General features: G+C 48.5%; 15 protein-coding genes. 1 reads left to right on the top strand and 14 read right to left on the bottom strand.

Annotation, left to right across the window (positions count from 1 at the left end; all coding sequences use genetic code 11):
- Positions 1-14 precede the first annotated feature (14 nt).
- The 5 genes from BN1360_RS05305 to BN1360_RS05325 form a co-directional block, all read right to left on the bottom strand.
- The gene (locus tag BN1360_RS05305; protein WP_229520865.1) at positions 15-827 is read right to left on the bottom strand and encodes a carbohydrate ABC transporter permease; all 813 of its coding nucleotides are present in this window, start codon (positions 825-827) and stop codon (positions 15-17) included.
- 80 nt (positions 828-907) lie between these two features.
- Positions 908-1,783, bottom strand: a complete 876-nt coding sequence (locus tag BN1360_RS05310; protein ID WP_068778849.1) for a carbohydrate ABC transporter permease — start codon at positions 1,781-1,783, stop codon at positions 908-910.
- Positions 1,784-1,874: 91 nt separating this feature from the next.
- Complete coding sequence (locus BN1360_RS05315) at positions 1,875-3,194, bottom strand: extracellular solute-binding protein (RefSeq protein WP_068778904.1); 1,320 nt, start codon at positions 3,192-3,194, stop codon at positions 1,875-1,877.
- A 206-nt stretch (positions 3,195-3,400) separates the two neighbouring features.
- The gene (locus BN1360_RS05320; protein ID WP_229520825.1) at positions 3,401-4,963 is read right to left on the bottom strand and encodes a helix-turn-helix domain-containing protein; all 1,563 of its coding nucleotides are present in this window, start codon (positions 4,961-4,963) and stop codon (positions 3,401-3,403) included.
- On the bottom strand, positions 4,960-6,726 hold the full coding sequence (locus tag BN1360_RS05325) for a cache domain-containing sensor histidine kinase (protein ID WP_068778850.1): 1,767 nt from the start codon (positions 6,724-6,726) through the stop codon (positions 4,960-4,962). The genes BN1360_RS05320 and BN1360_RS05325 overlap by 4 nt, the downstream gene beginning before the upstream one ends.
- Before the next feature lie 201 nt (positions 6,727-6,927).
- Here BN1360_RS05325 and BN1360_RS05330 point away from each other — a divergent pair, with 201 nt between their 5' ends.
- Positions 6,928-8,418, top strand: a complete 1,491-nt coding sequence (locus BN1360_RS05330) for a methyl-accepting chemotaxis protein (RefSeq protein WP_068778851.1) — start codon at positions 6,928-6,930, stop codon at positions 8,416-8,418.
- 68 nt (positions 8,419-8,486) lie between these two features.
- Here the strand turns inward: BN1360_RS05330 and BN1360_RS05335 are convergent, their stop codons facing one another.
- From BN1360_RS05335 to BN1360_RS05375, 9 genes are all read right to left on the bottom strand, one after another.
- Entirely contained in the window at positions 8,487-8,834 is a 348-nt protein-coding gene (locus tag BN1360_RS05335; RefSeq protein ID WP_068778852.1) for an EamA family transporter, read from the bottom strand.
- Entirely contained in the window at positions 8,818-9,165 is a 348-nt protein-coding gene (locus tag BN1360_RS05340) for a DUF2304 domain-containing protein (protein ID WP_068778853.1), read from the bottom strand. The genes BN1360_RS05335 and BN1360_RS05340 overlap by 17 nt, the downstream gene beginning before the upstream one ends.
- Positions 9,166-9,870 carry a glycosyltransferase family 2 protein gene (locus tag BN1360_RS05345; RefSeq protein ID WP_068778854.1) on the bottom strand — a complete coding sequence of 235 codons (705 nt, stop codon included), beginning with the start codon at positions 9,868-9,870 and terminating at the stop codon, positions 9,166-9,168.
- A 297-nt stretch (positions 9,871-10,167) separates the two neighbouring features.
- Complete coding sequence (locus tag BN1360_RS05350; RefSeq protein ID WP_229520826.1) at positions 10,168-11,442, bottom strand: ArnT family glycosyltransferase; 1,275 nt, start codon at positions 11,440-11,442, stop codon at positions 10,168-10,170.
- Positions 11,443-11,685: 243 nt separating this feature from the next.
- Entirely contained in the window at positions 11,686-13,029 is a 1,344-nt protein-coding gene (locus tag BN1360_RS05355; RefSeq protein WP_068778856.1) for an Nramp family divalent metal transporter, read from the bottom strand.
- Positions 13,030-13,217: 188 nt separating this feature from the next.
- Positions 13,218-14,168 (bottom strand): DUF4097 family beta strand repeat-containing protein, encoded by a 951-nt coding sequence (locus tag BN1360_RS05360; protein WP_068778857.1) that lies wholly within the window; start codon positions 14,166-14,168, stop codon positions 13,218-13,220.
- Complete coding sequence (locus BN1360_RS05365) at positions 14,165-14,767, bottom strand: HAAS signaling domain-containing protein (protein WP_068778858.1); 603 nt, start codon at positions 14,765-14,767, stop codon at positions 14,165-14,167. The genes BN1360_RS05360 and BN1360_RS05365 overlap by 4 nt, the downstream gene beginning before the upstream one ends.
- Positions 14,764-15,090 carry a PadR family transcriptional regulator gene (locus tag BN1360_RS05370; RefSeq protein WP_068778859.1) on the bottom strand — a complete coding sequence of 109 codons (327 nt, stop codon included), beginning with the start codon at positions 15,088-15,090 and terminating at the stop codon, positions 14,764-14,766. Before BN1360_RS05370 ends, BN1360_RS05365 begins: the two co-directional genes overlap by 4 nt.
- A gap of 196 nt (positions 15,091-15,286) precedes the next feature.
- On the bottom strand, positions 15,287-16,849 hold the full coding sequence (locus BN1360_RS05375) for an FAD-dependent oxidoreductase (protein WP_068778860.1): 1,563 nt from the start codon (positions 16,847-16,849) through the stop codon (positions 15,287-15,289).
- Positions 16,850-17,052: the final 203 nt, after the last annotated feature.

Below are 17,052 nucleotides of genomic sequence, written 5' to 3' on the forward strand. Positions count from 1 at the left end.
TGTATTCTTGTAGATTAGCCTTTGACAGCACCGGCGACCATTCCCTTCATGACCTGCTCCTGGAACAGCAGGTATACGACAATCGTGGGGATGACGGCCAGTGATAGCGCAGCGAAGGTGAGACGGTAGTCTGTCATATAGCCGGTGGCGAACATGGACAGGCTAAGCGGCAGGGTCTGCAACGCTGGCTTGCTGATGAAGACGAGCGCGAAGGCGAAGTCATTCCAGTACCGCAGGAAAGCGAGAATGCCAACCGTCGCCAGAGCCGGTGCGGAGAGCGGCAGCATGACGCGAAAGAAGAAGCCCCAATAGCCGGTTCCATCAATTAATGCGGCTTCCTCCATCTCCTTCGGGATCGAAGACATATACGCAATCGTAACGAAGATAGCCAAAGACAGCTCAAAGGCGGTATAGGGGAAGATAAGCGCCCCGTAAGTATCGAGCAGATGTATTTTCTTCATCATAATGAATAGAGGAACGAGCGTGCTATGGATTGGAATCAGCATACCCAGCAGGAAGAGGCCCATGGCAGCCGCTTTGCCGCGAAATTTGAAGCGTGACAACACGAAGGCGGCCATGGCGCCAAATACCAAAGTAAGAACCAAGGCAGCGATCGTAACGATGAAGGAGTTCTTGAAGGAGACTCCCATCCTGGCTACACTCCAGGCATCGGCGAAGTTCTCCAAATGCCATTCCTTTGGCAGGCCGAACGGGAATTCATAAAATTCCGGGTTTGACTTGAATGCGCTAAGAAACAGCCAAACCAGCGGATAGAGTGTTACAAAGCCGTAGATCGCCAACAGGGCATTGAGAATTCCGCGCGACATTTTGATCTTAGGAGCAGGCCGCTGCTCCGGCAATGCATTTTTTAGTTCAACCGGGGTTTGCATAATCGGCTCAGGCCTCCTTATCGAGTATTTCTTCTCATGAGAAGTTGGCTGCCGGCGATTAAGACCATGCTAATGATAATGATCGAAGTCGAGATTGCACTGCCGTAGCCGAAGCGATAGATGCTGAATGTATTGTTGTACATATAAGAGGCGAGCAATTCCGTGGAATGGGCTGGCCCGCCGCCCGTCATGACATAGATCAGATCGAATGTCTTCAGACTGCCTGATATGCACAGCACGATAGTGACCTTGATCGTATCCCAGATCATAGGGATTCGGATGGAGAATAGCATCCGCATCGGTTTCGCCCCATCAATAGCGGAGGCGTCTTCGATCTCCGACGGAATATTTTGCAGGGCAGCGATATACATGATCATGTAGGGGCCGATGAAATTCCAAATGATCGGAATCGCTAGCATATACATCGATATGCTTGGATTGGACAGCCAGGCTTGCTTCCATGCGCCGAGTCCGATCCAGTCCAGCAGGGAGTTAAGAATCCCGATCTGCGGATGATAAATGTACCCCCAGATAATACCGATAACAACGGAGGACAGCACCATAGGCAGGAATACGACCGAACGGATAATTCTTTGGTATAAGGTGCTTTGCCGCAGCACTAATGCCAGAGCCAGGGCGATAGGAACCTGTCCGAATACAGATGCGGCCACCACGATAAGATTATTGCGCAGGGATTTTGCGAAGACAGGGTCCTGGATAATCTCCGCATAATTGCCAAAGCCGATGAACTTCATCGCGCCGATGCCTTTCCAATCATAGAATCCGTACCAAGCGGACCATATAATTGGAACGATCACAAAGAAACAAAATATGAGCAATGCCGGCAGGAGGCCGACAATGATGACTCCCCGGATACGGGCCTTTGCTGTCATAATCATCCTCCTAAACAATTTCGGAAAGCGCCAAGGTTATGCGCTTTCCGAATCGAGCTAAGGAACTTGATAGGTGATGTAGTCGTCCTATTTACTGCAGGGATGTTGCCTGCGCATCTTGAATCTTCTGTGCGATCTTCTGCGGATCTCCGCCCATTAACAGCTCCTGCAGACCGTTATTTACAGCATCCGAGCCGGCGGAGGTCATCACGCCGTCGTAAACCGGAGTCCGTTCAACACTGTTAACCAGCTTGTAAACCTCGCTGAATATCGGCGATACCTTGCTCTCATCCAGTTCAGCCTTATAGCTGACCAGGTTGCTGCTATCGAGCGTCATCTTCTGAACCTCCGGTCCGGACAAGGCATAGATCAAATCATATGCGGCCTGCAGTCGATTGCCTTCAACCTTGCTGCTCAGTCCAAAGGCAGATCCCAGCGCACCGGAGAGGGAGTTCGGATTCCCTTTGCCGCCAGGAATTGAAGGCAGAACTGTAGCGCCCATATCCTTCAGCTGCTCAGGCGTTGCATTGGCGGCCAAGTTGGAGAGTGCCCATCCGCCGTTGATCATCATGGCAGCTTGCCCTTGGGCGAACATAACTTCCATCTGTGTGTTATCAATGCTGTTGAAGCCTTCCTGGAAGGCACCAGCTTTCCAGAGATCTTGCAAATAAGTTAGCGCCTCCACAAATTCCGGATCTGTAAACTTGGCCCCGTCTTGCGCGGCTGCTTTCAGGAACCACTCCGTTCCGGTTACTCGGTCAGCCAGCGAGCTGATGATACTGGATTGTGCGAGCCAGGCGGCCTTATTACCGAGAGCGATCGGTGTCATTCCGCCTTCTTTGATTACCTTGACCGCATTTAACAGTTCATCCCAGGTTTTTGGAACCTCAAGATTGTATTGACTAAGAATTGCTTTGTTATAGAAAAGAATCGAGGTTGGCGTCAGCCCCAGCGTAGCGCTATAGATATTGTCGTCGATGGTGAAGGAATCAAAGGAGCCTGGCAAATATCCGTCTCTCCATTCCGGCTTGCTGTCCAGCAGGGCGTTGATTGGCTGAATTAGGCCGCCGTCATGAAATTCCTTCGTCATCGCTCCCGGCCACATCATAAATACATCCGGCATCTCATTAGCCGCAGCGACAGTCTTCAGACGTGTCTTATATCCGTCCGGCGGGATGGCCTGAATATCGAGTTCGATATTCGGATGATCCTTTTGGAATTTATCGATTTGATCCCTCATCATCGTGGCGCGAAGGTCATTTCCGGTAAAGTTGTGCCATAGAGACAGCTTTACCTTCTCTTCGTTCTTCTTGGCGGAATCTCCGTTGCTGGCCGCCGGGGTTTTCTCTGAATTGGCGGTTTGGTTATTTCCACTAGAGCAACCTATCAATGAAACCGTAAATACGAACATCAATGTGAGTAGCAATAATTTCTTCACGACTTCCCCTCCTTGATATATTCAGGTTCAGTATAAGAGCAGGTGCCGCCGGGCAGAAGGGGACAATATACAGCATGAGGGGAGAAAAAATTCGGGTATTCAAAGGGAACTCAAAATTCCCCTTGAATCCCGAAGTAAATGAAGAAGCGATCCCGGCATTAACTAGGGAGGCGGTTTTTCTAGACTTTGCTGCGGAATTCAGAGGGCGTCTTGCCTGTATGCTTCTTGAACAATTGACCGAAATACTTAATATCTTCATATCCTACGCGCTTGGCGATATCGCTAATTTTGGCGGGGGACTGAGTAAGCAGTTCCTCAGCTCTTCGCATTCGCTCCCGTGTGACGAACTCTAAATAGTTCATCCCCATCTCCCGCTTGAATACTTCGCTAAAATGGTGGGGATGCAGGTGCACAGCACCAGCTACCTGCTGCAGAGAGATATTGCAATCCAGGTGCTCTTGAATGTATGCGACGGATTGCTGTATGTAAGAGGATGGTCCGGCAGCAGCAGACTTGTGATAGGCGTCGCGAATAGCGATCAAATGCTGGAACAGGGTCTCGGCCGGCTCGGTGACCAGACGGAATGATTCCGGTAGTTCTTTTGCCGATAGAAGCGAGGGGAGGTCGCTTTTCCCGAGCGCCCGCATCACTCGTTCAAGCCAACGATGACCGGATACGACAATCGAGATCAGAAATGCGCGCAGTGAATCAGGTGTAAGCTCCGGGTCCTGAAGCTGCCTGGCGACCGTATCCGTTACCCATGCTTTCAGCTCGACCGAACCATCGCTTTGCAGCAGACGGGCCAACTCGGCTTCCTCTTCCAGTGAGCATACGGTTCGTCCGCCGCTGCGATCTTGCACCTGCTCATAGGTTATCAGGTCATGCCTATTGATAAACCCTTGGAAGGAAGAAGCATAGGTCGCTTGATCATAGGACTTATGCAAATCTCTGATATGGCTGACCTCCATACCGAAGGCGGCGGACATTTCGCATTTCAGAATCTGGCAGATTTGCGAGGCCGCTTGCCTGAGCAGGGTCCGACCTTCCGCCGCGGTTCTGCTCCGCAGCACCAGAGCAATGTCCTCACTCCGCAGCAACGTCTCGCAATCCAATAAATTGTTCAGGCAGTTATCTACAGCGAAGAGCAGGCGGCTGCGAATTTGCGGTTGAACCCCCCAGCCGTTGGTGGTCACAATGACCACCTGCAGCGAATCGGCAATTGGCGGACTGAGCTGGATCCGTGGCAGGTGCCGACTGCATTCATCGATCAGGGAATCCTCACCCACTTGATCTGTCAGCAGACGCTCCAGCAGGCGATTGCGGTAGGTCAGACGATGAGTATAATCCTGCCGGTCATGCTCGCGGCGCTGCAATATATGCTGCTTCGCCTTCATCACTGTACGAATGATCTCCTCCGGCCGACTCGTCTTCAGCAAATAATCACTGACCCCGAACCGGATAGCTTGCTGAGCATACTTGAAATCATCGTAGCCGGTCAGGATGACCGTTTCGATCTGCGGATTGATCAGATGTGCCTCATGGGCGAGATCAAGTCCGCTCTTCCCGGCCATACGGATATCGGTCAGAATCACATGCGGCTTCTCCTCTACAATCCGATCCAGGGCTTCCTCGGCAGATGCGGCCGGGGTTAATAAAGTAAAACCAAGTCCCTGCCAGTCAATGACGGTGCTTAACCCGTTCCGGATGATCACTTCATCGTCTACAATTAATAATCGAATCATTTCCTTGCCCCCTTGACCGGTATTATAAAGGTCGCTTTGGTGCCTTGTCCCGGTACGCTGTCTATTGTTAAGCGGGAATCCAAACCATAATGAAGCACGAGCCTGCGTTGGACATTCTTCAGCCCGTAGCTGCCGGATGTATCGTCCCGGTATAGCGCTGAATCAAGCTGCTCTCGCAGCGCTTTTAGCGTCTCTTTTTCCATGCCGATGCCCGTATCTTCAACCGTAAATTTCATATAGCCGTCGATATAATCGGCGATAACATGGATCATGCCTGGCTGCTGCTGCTTTTGGATGCCATGGATCAGCGCATTCTCGATCAGAGGCTGCAGCAGAAGCTTCAGCATTCTCTGTTGATCCAGGGCAGGGTGAATAATGAAGTGGAGCTCGAATTGGTCGGGGAAGCGGATCGCTTGGATCTGTGCATAGTGTCTGGCATGGGCAATCTCTTGGGAGATGGCGCAAAATTCCTCGCCGCTGTTCAGACTGAATCTGAGAAAATCGCTCAGGGATCCGACCATCTCCGCAATCCGTTCATCCTTGTTCATTAAGGCCATCCAGTGAACCGATGACAATGTGTTGTATAAGAAGTGGGGATTGATCTGGGCCTGTAGAGCCCGCATATCCGCCTCCTTCTTTCGGGCTTCATTCTCTCGTACCTGCTCGGTCAGATGCGCGATGCGGTTGCTGAATTTATTATAGGTATGCATCAGCTGGCCGATCTCATCCGTGGTCGTTACCGGGAATCTTGGCATATCCCCGTCCGGGTTGGCACTCTTAAGTACGGCAGATAACCGGGAGAGAGGTCTTGTTACACGATGTACAAGATAGAGTACAAGTCCAACCAGCAGGATGATTGAGATCGTCAGGGCGATTGCGGTCAGCGAGAGTACGAAGCGGTTTTGTGCTTTATACTCGCTGTAAGGAATCACCCCCATCAGGGTCCAATTCACACCAGGAATCTGGTCAAATAAAATCGTCTTCTTATCCTCACCTCGACCGTAACCGCTTACAACGCTGCCGTCACGGGAGATTGTTAAACCGGGAAACAGATCAGTGGCTTTGTGCTTCAGCCACTTGGATTCGCCTCCTGAGATAATAACCCCGTCAGAGTCCAGCAGCAGGACGTACCCATTACTGACCAGGCCCGATGTCTTCAGATAAGTGGAGATGACCTCTTCATTCAGGCTGATCGTCAGCGTTCCAAGCGTTCTGAAGTTATTGATATTCCGAACCGGCCGCATTAATGAAATGACACGTTCCGGACCATTTATCGTCTCATTCTCATAGAGGGATGTCCAATACTTGGGATGATCCGCATAATAGTCGGAATCCGTCTTTAACGGATCTGGGGCCCCGGAATGGGTCACGGTATAGTTGAAGAAGGTGGACAGGGTGGGCCTTGTACCATCGGGTTGAATCGTAATGTCGGATATGTACTTTTTGGAGAAGGCCAGGTTGGTGAGGAAGCCAATCATCTTCAAATATTCGTTAGCATCATTATCGTTGCGGGTGAGATATTTCTGCGTATCGCTGTGTCCGATTAGGAAGACGGACATATTCTCTGCATCCAGAACAATGAATTCCAGATTAGTACGGATCTGCCGCAACGTGTTCATACCGGACTGCTTAGCCTTCTCCTCAGTGACCGATGAGGCCAGTTGATAAGAGACCACTCCTAACAGCAGCAGCGGAATCAGCAGCGAGCAGACGAGCATAAATGACAGTTTGTGCTTAAGTGAGCCAGCTAGCCAGCGCTTCATTGTGTCCCCTCTTTTTGTCTTAAAATTACATCTATTATATCTGAATTCATAAAGATGGACAGGGGGGATTAAGGACTAAGGAAGTAGATCGAAAGTATGAAAAAATATTAAATTTTATTTTTATATTCTACATATTTTTATACGCTGATCCGATATATTTACTTATACTATATAAATAATTCAGACATCCAGGAGGTAGGAATGGCAGGCAATCAACAGCAAGAACAGTACATTTATCAAGATATGCGTAAAAGGAACCAGTTAATTTGTTCGATTATAACGGTGACCGTTGTAATCACCTTATTATTGTTATTAGCTTCTAGTTCTGAAGTATCTTCTAGTGTGAATATTATGATTCCCAATGCCGTACTGTTAATTGCTGTATGGACATTGCATCTGGCTCGTAGATTTGAGAAATGGATATCGATCGTCTCGATTGTCGGGATGTTTGTCATTTCGATCGTTTCATTTATCGATGGCGGGGGAACGACGAGCAAGGTGTTATCCGCTTTTTTTGTACTCTCCATCGGCCTGATGTACAACAGCCAGAAAGTTGTCTGGACTGGATTCGTTGCCGGGCTGATCTTGATTTTTACTAACCATTATATCTTCGTCGATGATCATTTGGCTACGAGTGAAACGATCTTCACTTATATGTTCTATTACCTGTTGGCATCAACGGTTCTGATTGCACAATCGTATTTAAGCCGAAGAATGATGCGTCATGTGAACTCCTTGAGCGAGGAAGTCACCGAGCGTTTGAATAAGGAATTAGAGCGGGAGAAGGTAACTGCGGAGGCCACGCTTACGATATCGAACAGCATCAGTGAAATTCGCGATAACAGCCAGGATAACCAGAAGGCGTTCCAGGAGATGAATGTCGCCTTTCAAGAGATGGCCAGTGGAGCGACAGCGCAGACGGAGACCGTCGGCAGCATTTCCGATCACATATATACATCGAACCAGAAGGTGAATCATCTATTTGCACAGCTGGATCAGCTTGTTGGTACGGTTAGAGCTGCGAAGCAATCCTCTGTAGATGGATCGGATGTTGTTGAGCGACTGACCGGTACCATCGATGTATTTAACAGCAATATGAATAGTATGATAGAGGAGATCGGCGCTCTAGTAGCGAATATCCATCTCATTTCCGAGCTAACCAGCTCCATTCAGGAGATCGCCAGCCAAACGAGTCTTCTGTCATTAAATGCGAGCATTGAGGCGGCGCGTGCGGGGGAACAGGGACGAGGCTTCGAAGTGGTCGCTCAGGAGATCCGCAAGCTGGCGGAGTTAACGAACGGGTCGGCAGCACAGATTACGGAAAATATCGGACAAGCAACCCGTCAGGCTGATCTGTCCCAAATTCGCCTTGAAGAGAATGTAGTTAGTATGAAGCAAAGCCTGTTGTTGGTAAATCAGACTCAGAAGGCCTTTCAATCGATCACTCACAGTGTAGGTGAATTGGCGTCCGGAGCCTCAGAAATTGCGGAGGTAACAACCTCGGTCAAGGAATCGACGGAAGAGATTGAGCGCTCGATAAGCGACTTTGTGGCGGTAGTAGAGCAATCTTCGGCTACACTTCAGGAATTGCTGGCTACCGTGGACAATTTGACTGCGCAGAACCAGCCGTTAGTTCATCGAATTGAACAGACGGATCAGGCGGTGAAGCAGTTAATTACGATGGAAGGTTAGCAGAATATAACAAAAATCCCTGGGCGCTCTTATTGTCCCCAGGGATTTTTTGATAGAAGCAAGATGGGTTAGGATTTCGCCAGTAAATAGACGCCGATGAGGATGACTGCGACACCCACCAGCTTCAGCGGCGAGATCGCCTCCTTGAAAATATAATAAGCCGGAATCATAGCGAGAACATAAGCGAAGGCCTGCATCGGATAGGCAACACTTAATGGAAGTCGGGTCAGCACGGCGAACCAAAGCAAGGTGGCGATGCCGTACAGGGCAACGCCACCGACGATGGCCGGGGAAGTGATAAGCTTGCCCCAATGGAGTCCGCCGGAGCGGCCGAGTCCGATCTTGAACAGAACCTGACCGGTAACCAACAGTACAATATTGCCGAGCAGAAGAAGATAACTAATCATTTTGTCCATGGAAATCCTCCCGTTCCTTCAGTATCGCCACTTCCTGGGTCAATCGCAGTACCTGCGAGGTGAGTCTCGTAATGACGATAGTAAGGTGAAGTATAATAGCGAAGCAGAATAAGAGGCCGAACAAGAACAGAACGGCTGGAGCATATTTTACACCCAGCCATTCCGCAATTCGTTCGACCAGACTGACATTAAAGGAGATAATCAGCAGAATAATGCTGAATAGAATCCAGAGAAGAGAATACTGCTCCTTTAGCTTTTGCCTTCTGACCAGCTCAAGGATGGAGAGAAGGAAGAGGGCTGCAATGCCAACGGATAAGATGTAGATAGGCATCTATTTGCTCACCGCCGTTCGGTTAAAACGCAGTGCGCTCATTAAAACCGCTAGCGTAACCTTAACCATATAGTAAACCGATTTAATCGGTGTAATCGAGGATTTACCGGCCTGACGCTCATGCATTTCCGCTCTTACCTCTGTGATGCTGCAGCCTTTTCGCTTGAGGTAGACAATCGATTCAACCTCCGGATAATCCATCGGATAATAATCTGCGTACAGATCAATCACCTTCCGGCTAGCGGCGCGAAATCCGCTCGTTGTATCTGTGAAGCGCTGGCGGGTAACCAGGGAGACGAGTGCCGAGAAGAACAGGATACCGGTTCGCCGCAGCAAGGGCGAGCGGTAATCCGTAGCCTCTACGTATCTGGATCCGATCACCAGATCATATGTCTTGGCCTGCTCGATCAGCTTGGGCAGTTCGGCTGCAGGGTGTTGTCCATCGGCATCCATCTGGACGGCAATATCGTAACCCATTCTCTGGGCGTATATATAGCCGGTCTGCATACCCCCGCCAATGCCGACATTATACGGAAGCGTCAGCACGCGGGCTCCTGCTTCTGTCGCAACAAGCTCTGTCCGATCGCTTGAGCCGTCATTAATAACGATAATATCAACAGAAGGAGAATGCCGCCGGATATCTTTGATGACTTCGGCGATGCTGCCTTCCTCATTATACGCTGGGATAATTACTAGTGTCTTCATGTTGCAGTCAATCTCCTTTCCTCCCATTCACGCCGCTTACGGTGGCTGCAGGAGTCATAAGTTCGTGTTCAAAAGGGTCGATGATCAGCAGCAAAGCATATGCCCCAAGTGCGTTTTTTCAAAACGCTATAGCAGGATGGAGCGAGGCCTGAGCAGCCAAGCTGGACGTTTTCATAGAAAACGACTTCGTAAGCCAGTGCTTATAGCGGAGAAGCGAGCCCCCAAGAAAACATGACTTCGTAAACATACGCTTAGGCCGGATGAATTTCAAAATAAGACACCGAGCAGCTTCCTGATCTACTTCGCGATCAAAACCGGACTTTTTGAACTGCTGCTGCTAATAGCCTGATCAATCAGACAAGCTCCAAACAGGATCAGCAGTGCCATGTTAGGATAACCGTAGCGATTAAAAGCAATGAACGGAACATAAATGACCGTAAAATAACACAGCGCGAGCAGAAGCGGGAGCAAGCGGCGATAACGGTGTTTGATCAAGGCAAATACGATTCCGGCCATGTTCAGAAGCATCAGGATGATCTGCAGAACATTCATCACAGGTCGGCTGATGGGCCAGATCGGACGGGAATAAAAGGGATGGAAATAGAGCTCTATCCATCTTCCCAGTGTGTACCAATAAATATATTTGAGCGGCTCATGCGTGAAGCCATAAGCGAGAACATCGAGGCCTTTGCGAATGGCATTGCGGTCTGATCCATGGAATAAAGTCTCCGGTGAATATTCCGGATGGGCTTCGAAGAAGCCTGACGGCGGCAGCTGCCAATAGAATCTTGTCCCGAGCAGGAACGGGCTTCCCGCAGAATTCGTAAACAAAATGAATTCGTGGAAGGTCAGCCAGTTGCGGATCCACCAGGGCATAAGCAGAACGATATAGATGCCTATCATTAGACCTGTATATTTCAGCATCAGGCGCCAAGGAATTTTATTCTTCCACCAAATTATCAGAAATACGGCCGGATAGAGGGAGGCGTGAGGCTTGAAATAAGCGGCAGCAGCAGTTAAAACCCCGATCAGGATATACCAGCGTGTTCGGTTCTGCTCCATCGCCAGAATGGTAACGCAGACGAGCAGCAGCAGGATAGTTCGGAAGGTTGTCTCCGTCAGAATCACTCCGGAAGAGAAATAATCCGGAAGATAAAGGGCGCTGATTGCCGCAGCGATCAAGCCTGTCCGAACACTAAAGGTTCGCCTGCCGATCCAGAAAATCAAGTACACGGACAGCACTTGCTGCAAGCACTGAAAGATCCGAAAGGCAATGACACCGCCATGGTCTTGACCAAATACCGCCATCAAGCCGGACAGGATGAGCGGCAGCCCGGGCATAATAAATGCAGAGGGCTTGTCTTTGGTATTATAGGCGAGTACTCCTTCATTCAGCAGCAATCGGGAGGTTTGAATATATTTAACATCATCATTATTGGGATGAACAGGATCGCCAAGGAAGAAATAATCGTTATAGATGAGAACAATGGCACATGAGATGATCCCGACGAAGATCAGTAATCCGATCAACAACTTTTTGGCCAATGGACTCATTGTGGATGTTGCAGACACGTCACTCACTCCTAAGTACCTTCATAATATTTATAGGAAATTAAAAAGATCATATTTATTGATTTTATGCCCAAAAAAAGGAATATTCAACCTGTTAGGTTTTAAACCCTCTTATACTAACGTATCGCTTTGGGGGAAAGTTACACGCCATAAGTCTCTATGATCATGTGCTTTTATCAAAAAAAGCCCAGGTGCGAATACTTATTCACACCTAAGCTTTTCTTTATAGAAGCTACCTGCTTCTTATTGGAATGTCGTAATGATTAGCCAAATATTCAGGACTGTCAGGGCTGCGGCGATCACCCAGGCCAGAATGACAACCCACTTGCGGTTCTTGAACTCACCCATCAACTTCTCATTGCTGGTGAAGATTGTCAACGGAATGATGGAGAACGGCAAGGCGATGCTTAAGAATACCTGGGTATAGATAAGAAGATGTTCAACGACCGATTCGGTGTCTCCAAATACAATGATACATACAATAACCGGAATAATAGCTAGAACACGTGTGATCATTCTTCTTGCCCACAACGGCATCCGCATTCTTATGAAGCCTTCCATGACGATCTGCCCGGTTAATGTACCTGTGATCGTCGAATTTTGCCCGGATGCGAGCAGGGCGACTGCGAACAGAACACTAAGCAGCGGACTGGCGATAGCACCTACGATGGCATTATCGCTTAAGGCACGGTAGAGCTGTCCTAAGGTGTCCAATTCTCCGCTATATCCGAAGAACAGCGAAGCGCCAAGGATGAGCAGCAAGCAGTTGATGACAAAAGCGATCGTAAGCTGAATATTCGAGTCAATCGTTGCGAATTTAACAGCTTCCTTAAGAGCAGCCCGATTGTTGCGGTCATATTGGCGCGCTTGGACGATGGATGAATGCAAGTACAGATTATGAGGCATTACTGTAGCTCCCACAATCCCGAGTGCGAGGAACAAGGCACCTTTGTCAGTGACGATTTCCGGTTTCGGGACGAAGCCGCCGAACATATGGGCGATATTGGGCTGAGCTATAATAACCTCGTACAGGAAGATCACTAAGATCGTAGCAATTAAGGTGGCCACAATGGCCTCAATCTTCCTAAACCCGAAGCGGGCCAGGATCAATAACAGAAAGACGTCGAGTACTGTGATAATAACGCCAAGAAGCAGCGGAATATTAAATAATAAATTCAGTGCAACCGCACTGCCGATAACTTCGGCAATATCTGTAGCCATAATAGCCAGCTCGGTGATAATCCATAGGATGAAGCCGAGCTTCTTGCCTGATCTCAGCCGTGTAGCCTGAGCCAGGTCCATCCCCGTGACAATTCCCAGCTTAGCGGACATGCTTTGCAGCAACATCGCGATCAGATTGGAGATCAGAATAACGGTTAAGAGCAGGTAACCATATTGGGCACCGCCAGCAATGGAGGTAACCCAGTTGCCGGGATCCATATAACCAACGGCCACCAATGCGCCGGGTCCAGTATAGGCTAGAAGCTTTCTCCAAAAACCCGCATCCTGAGGTATAGGAACCGTATTATTTATTTCAGCTAAACTTAATCCATTTTGTGTTTTGCGTAAAAACTTTTCTTTTTCCATGCTGGTCCCCTCCTTTTCCTATGTACAAAAAAGTTTCCCTCGGTAAACACAAGGTAATTTTACTCCTTTTAACGAGAAAAGCAAGAGGTAATTTATAATAATTTTAAAAAGGCATGTCTTCAAAATTAAGATTCCCATCCGCATAAAAAAAGACTTCAGGAAGAACCTGAAGTCTCTGTAAATAATTATTAATTCTGGATTCGGATATTGCCTGAAGTTGCTCGAACCTTGATCAAATCCTGAGTTTGCCCCGGGGAGTCGGGAGCCTTAATATCGCCTGAGGTTGTACGCAGATCATAGATTCCTTTGAATTCGGGATCGGCGGAAAGCCGAACATTGCCGGATTGAAGTGTGATGTCCAATGAATCCGAACGTTGGTTCTTTAGTGTTATATTGCCTGAGACACTGTTAAATTTCCCGTCGCCTGTGAAGTTAATAAAGTCAATATTTCCGCTCTTTAAAGACACATCCGCTAAGCCCTTCACATTCTCTGCCTTGATATTGCCCGAAGTTGCCTGCAACGTAGCAACACCATCCAGATTAGTAACTTTGATCGTTCCCGAAGTCAGCTTAATCTCTGTATCCGCCTTGATGTCAGTCGTAGAAATATTGCCCGAGGTGGAACGGATCGTGAAGCGATTCGTGTTGACGGAGTTGACCTGAATACCGCCTGATGTGGCCTGGATATCGATATTGCCTGCGGTTAGGGCCGAGAAGCCGCCGTTATTGGATCCTAATTTAACAGCGAATTTTTCCAGTTGCGCAGGATTGGTCAGCGCCACAGTAATATGCTGTTTATTGGACTGGAAGTTGATCTGCATAAAGCTCCATCTGAATTTTCTCTTTAGATCCAGGGTGAAGTCTTTAGCTAATGTATCGGCATTTTTGAGCTTGTCGATCGTATCCTCCTCCATATTTCCGCTCACTTCAACGTAATCGGTGCCGTCCGGACTCTTGATAAACTTTACATCTACATCATAGTCGCTGTTAATCAACAAGGAATTCAGCTTCGTAAAAGTCAGCTTCTGATTATAGGAGGGGAGGTCATCCCCGAATTCGAATCCTTGGTATGCCATGCCGGCAAACCCGATAATAATGAGCGCTATCGCCAGAAAGGACCAGCGTTTTCCGTTTCTCATCTCTTTTCTCCTCCTTGGATCGTCCTTATATTCCAGGCAAGATATCTGCTGCTGATATCCAATAATCCTTTAATGGTATAGCGGGAAATGATCGTAAATAGAATACCTACCCCGATAAGGACAATGACGGCAAACCCTTTGGCCGGAAAGAATACCCCATGCAGGAAATAATCAAACAGAAGCGCAACCGGACTAAGGATGCCTGAAACAGCCATCAGAACGAAGCTAACGCCAAAACCCCACAAAGAGATCAAGGATGGGATGACGATCAGATTCAAAAAGAATAGTCCAATATATACCATAACCGTGGCGAAGGAGCTGCGGGATTTAATGGCCGCCGGAGGAGATGGGGCCTGCGGTTGTTGTTGCCCGGGAGCGAACCAATACACCTGCTCTTGGGGAATGCGACGTTCGCCGATAGCCTCCTTGGCAAGCTCCTCGGGATCCCCAAGCTCTTGGACAATCTCGGCTTCCGTCTTGCCATTTTGTAGTCCGAAGACAAAGTGAGTCTCATAATCATTCATCAGTTCATTGTGTTCTTCCGGTGGCAGAACTGACAAATGGACATGCAGACTAGTTAAAAATTCGTTCTTGTTCATAACTTACTCCCTTTCTCAATCAAGGATGATACACTATTGACGAACCGCTTCCACTCGATGATAAGCATCTTCATATGGAGCTCCCCTGAAGCGGTTAACCTGTAATACTTACGAGGCGGTCCTTCCGTTGATTCCTGTAAATATGTTGTACAATATCCATCGTTCACGAGCCGCCGCAGCAGCGGATACAGGGCTCCTTCTGCCACCTCAATATGCTCCGAAACGGACTGAGCCAGCTCGTATCCGTATCGGTCGCGCTCATGAATAAGTACGAGTATACAGAGCTCAAGGGCGCCTTTTTTGAATTGAACATTGATATCCAAAAATTATCGCCTCATTTGCTATTAGTAGAATGAATATCTTAGTACTGAATAATGATTAGTACACGGTAAATCGTAACATGCAGTACTGATTAATGCAAGATAGTGGCGCCTAATTTCAAACTATAATGCAGAATAGCCGTATTCCTCATGTTATTAGCGAGGAATACGGCTATTCAACGTAACGTTCCGTCATAACTTACTTCTCTGCACCATAATGTGGATTCAACCGGGTTAAATCCTCTGTGGCCGGGCCTTCGATCACGGCACCCTGATAATTGAATCTGGATCCATGGCAGGGGCAGTCCCAAGACCGCTCGGCTTCATTCCAGTTCAACTCGCAGCCCATATGACTGCAGGTGGTATCCACTAGATGGACGACGCCGGTGGAATCTTTATAGGCGCCGGCCCGCTTGCCGCGATACTTGACTACAGACCCTTGATCTGTCCTCAAATCCTCGACCTTCAAATGAACAGCCTCTATTTTGCCGCTGATCAATTCCTTGGCTACTTCCGCATTTTGAACCGTTATATTCTTAAGACTCGGATTAATCTTAAATCTGGAGGGGGTGAACAGCTCTGTATATCGGTTCTCTTTTCCGGTAATCAAATCGGTTATTAATGCGGCCGACACTGCAGAGGTTGTCATTCCCCATTTGGCGAAGCCTGTAGCCACATAGATTTTAGGATGTCTGGAGGTCACCTGGCCGATGTAAGGCACCTCATCGATCGTGATTAAATCCTGCGTTGACCAACGGTATGGAATTTGTTCTATGCCGTAGGTATCCCTGGCGAATTGCTCCAGCCTCTCATAACGCTCGATCGTACAGTCATTTTTCCCCGTCCTATGGGACTCACCCCCGACGATAAGGACTTCGCTCCCGTCCAGCATTGCGGATCTTACAGAACGCTTCGGTTCGCCGCAATTGATGTACATGCCGCCGGGATAGGGCTTCGTCGGCTTGATAGCAATCGCATAGGAGCGCTCGGCATGGAGCCGTGTGAAGTATAGGCCGCCCCCGTCAAAGAAAGGAAAGTGAGCGGCTGAGACTGCATACTGGCAAGTAATTTTATGTCCGTCTGCGGTCTTAAGAGCCAGATTGCCGTCGTCCAGCTCTTCCGCGTAGTCTTCAAGGGTTGTATGCTCGTAGAAGCGTCCGCCCTTCTCAACAATGGAGCTTGTGAGAGCGGTCAGATATTGAAGCGGATGGAACCGGGCTTGATCGCGCAGGACAATAGCGCCCTTCGATTCTACCTGTATTGGCAGATCCTCAACCCATTCGCCCGGCAGATCCAGCTGACGGTAAGCCTCCCATTCTTGTTTCAACTGTTCAAGCTGCTCCTCGGAGTCCGCATACAAATAAGCATCCTCCCGTTGGAACTGGCACTCGATGTGATGCTTCTGGATGGTCTCAGCAATGAAGCGGATCGCTTCTTCGTTGGCTTCATAATAGAGACGGGCGGCTTCTTTCCCGAAATGGCTGAGCAGCTTGCTGTATATCAAGCCGTGCTGGGAGGTAATCTTGGCCGTTGTGAAGCTCGTCGTGCTTTGCAGTATTTGGCCAGCGTCAATAATTGCGACTTTTCGCCCTGCCTCAAGCAATACATAGGCGGTCATAATCCCGGTGATACCGCCTCCGATAACCGCTACATCACACTGTATGTCCTCATTTAGGGTAGGAAACGAAGATTGGGAAGAGGTATGGCTCCACATCGACTCAGGGAACTTGGGCAATGATCCGGAACGGGATGTGTTGTTCATGAACGGGGCCCTCCTTAAATTGGAATTTTGATTCCTTGTACAATTGTCTCCAATAATTCGCAGATGAAACAGTTTTCTTCCAAGCTCAAGGAGATTCTTGCAATAGATGTGGGAAATTCTGATACAGTGTGATGTATGGCGATTGACGGATAATAGAATAAGACTTATACTAATTCTAAAATTATAAAACAAGGGATGTCCTA

Source organism: Paenibacillus sp. GM2 (genome assembly GCF_900069005.2).
Classification (GTDB): Bacteria; Bacillota; Bacilli; order Paenibacillales; family Paenibacillaceae; genus Fontibacillus.

What these genes read in the sequence shown, in the direction of transcription:
- BN1360_RS05305 (WP_229520865.1), bottom strand. Translation starts at nt 827, where the DNA reads ATGTCGCGCGGAATTCTCAATGCCCTGTTGGCGATCTACGGCTTTGTA.
- BN1360_RS05310 (WP_068778849.1), bottom strand. Translation starts at nt 1,783, where the DNA reads ATGACAGCAAAGGCCCGTATCCGGGGAGTCATCATTGTCGGCCTCCTG.
- BN1360_RS05315 (WP_068778904.1), bottom strand. Translation starts at nt 3,194, where the DNA reads ATGTTCGTATTTACGGTTTCATTGATAGGTTGCTCTAGTGGAAATAAC.
- BN1360_RS05320 (WP_229520825.1), bottom strand. Translation starts at nt 4,963, where the DNA reads ATGATTCGATTATTAATTGTAGACGATGAAGTGATCATCCGGAACGGG.
- BN1360_RS05325 (WP_068778850.1), bottom strand. Translation starts at nt 6,726, where the DNA reads ATGAAGCGCTGGCTAGCTGGCTCACTTAAGCACAAACTGTCATTTATG.
- BN1360_RS05330 (WP_068778851.1), top strand. Translation starts at nt 6,928, where the DNA reads ATGGCAGGCAATCAACAGCAAGAACAGTACATTTATCAAGATATGCGT.
- BN1360_RS05335 (WP_068778852.1), bottom strand. Translation starts at nt 8,834, where the DNA reads ATGGACAAAATGATTAGTTATCTTCTTCTGCTCGGCAATATTGTACTG.
- BN1360_RS05340 (WP_068778853.1), bottom strand. Translation starts at nt 9,165, where the DNA reads ATGCCTATCTACATCTTATCCGTTGGCATTGCAGCCCTCTTCCTTCTC.
- BN1360_RS05345 (WP_068778854.1), bottom strand. Translation starts at nt 9,870, where the DNA reads ATGAAGACACTAGTAATTATCCCAGCGTATAATGAGGAAGGCAGCATC.
- BN1360_RS05355 (WP_068778856.1), bottom strand. Translation starts at nt 13,029, where the DNA reads ATGGAAAAAGAAAAGTTTTTACGCAAAACACAAAATGGATTAAGTTTA.
- BN1360_RS05360 (WP_068778857.1), bottom strand. Translation starts at nt 14,168, where the DNA reads ATGAGAAACGGAAAACGCTGGTCCTTTCTGGCGATAGCGCTCATTATT.
- BN1360_RS05365 (WP_068778858.1), bottom strand. Translation starts at nt 14,767, where the DNA reads ATGAACAAGAACGAATTTTTAACTAGTCTGCATGTCCATTTGTCAGTT.
- BN1360_RS05375 (WP_068778860.1), bottom strand. Translation starts at nt 16,849, where the DNA reads ATGAACAACACATCCCGTTCCGGATCATTGCCCAAGTTCCCTGAGTCG.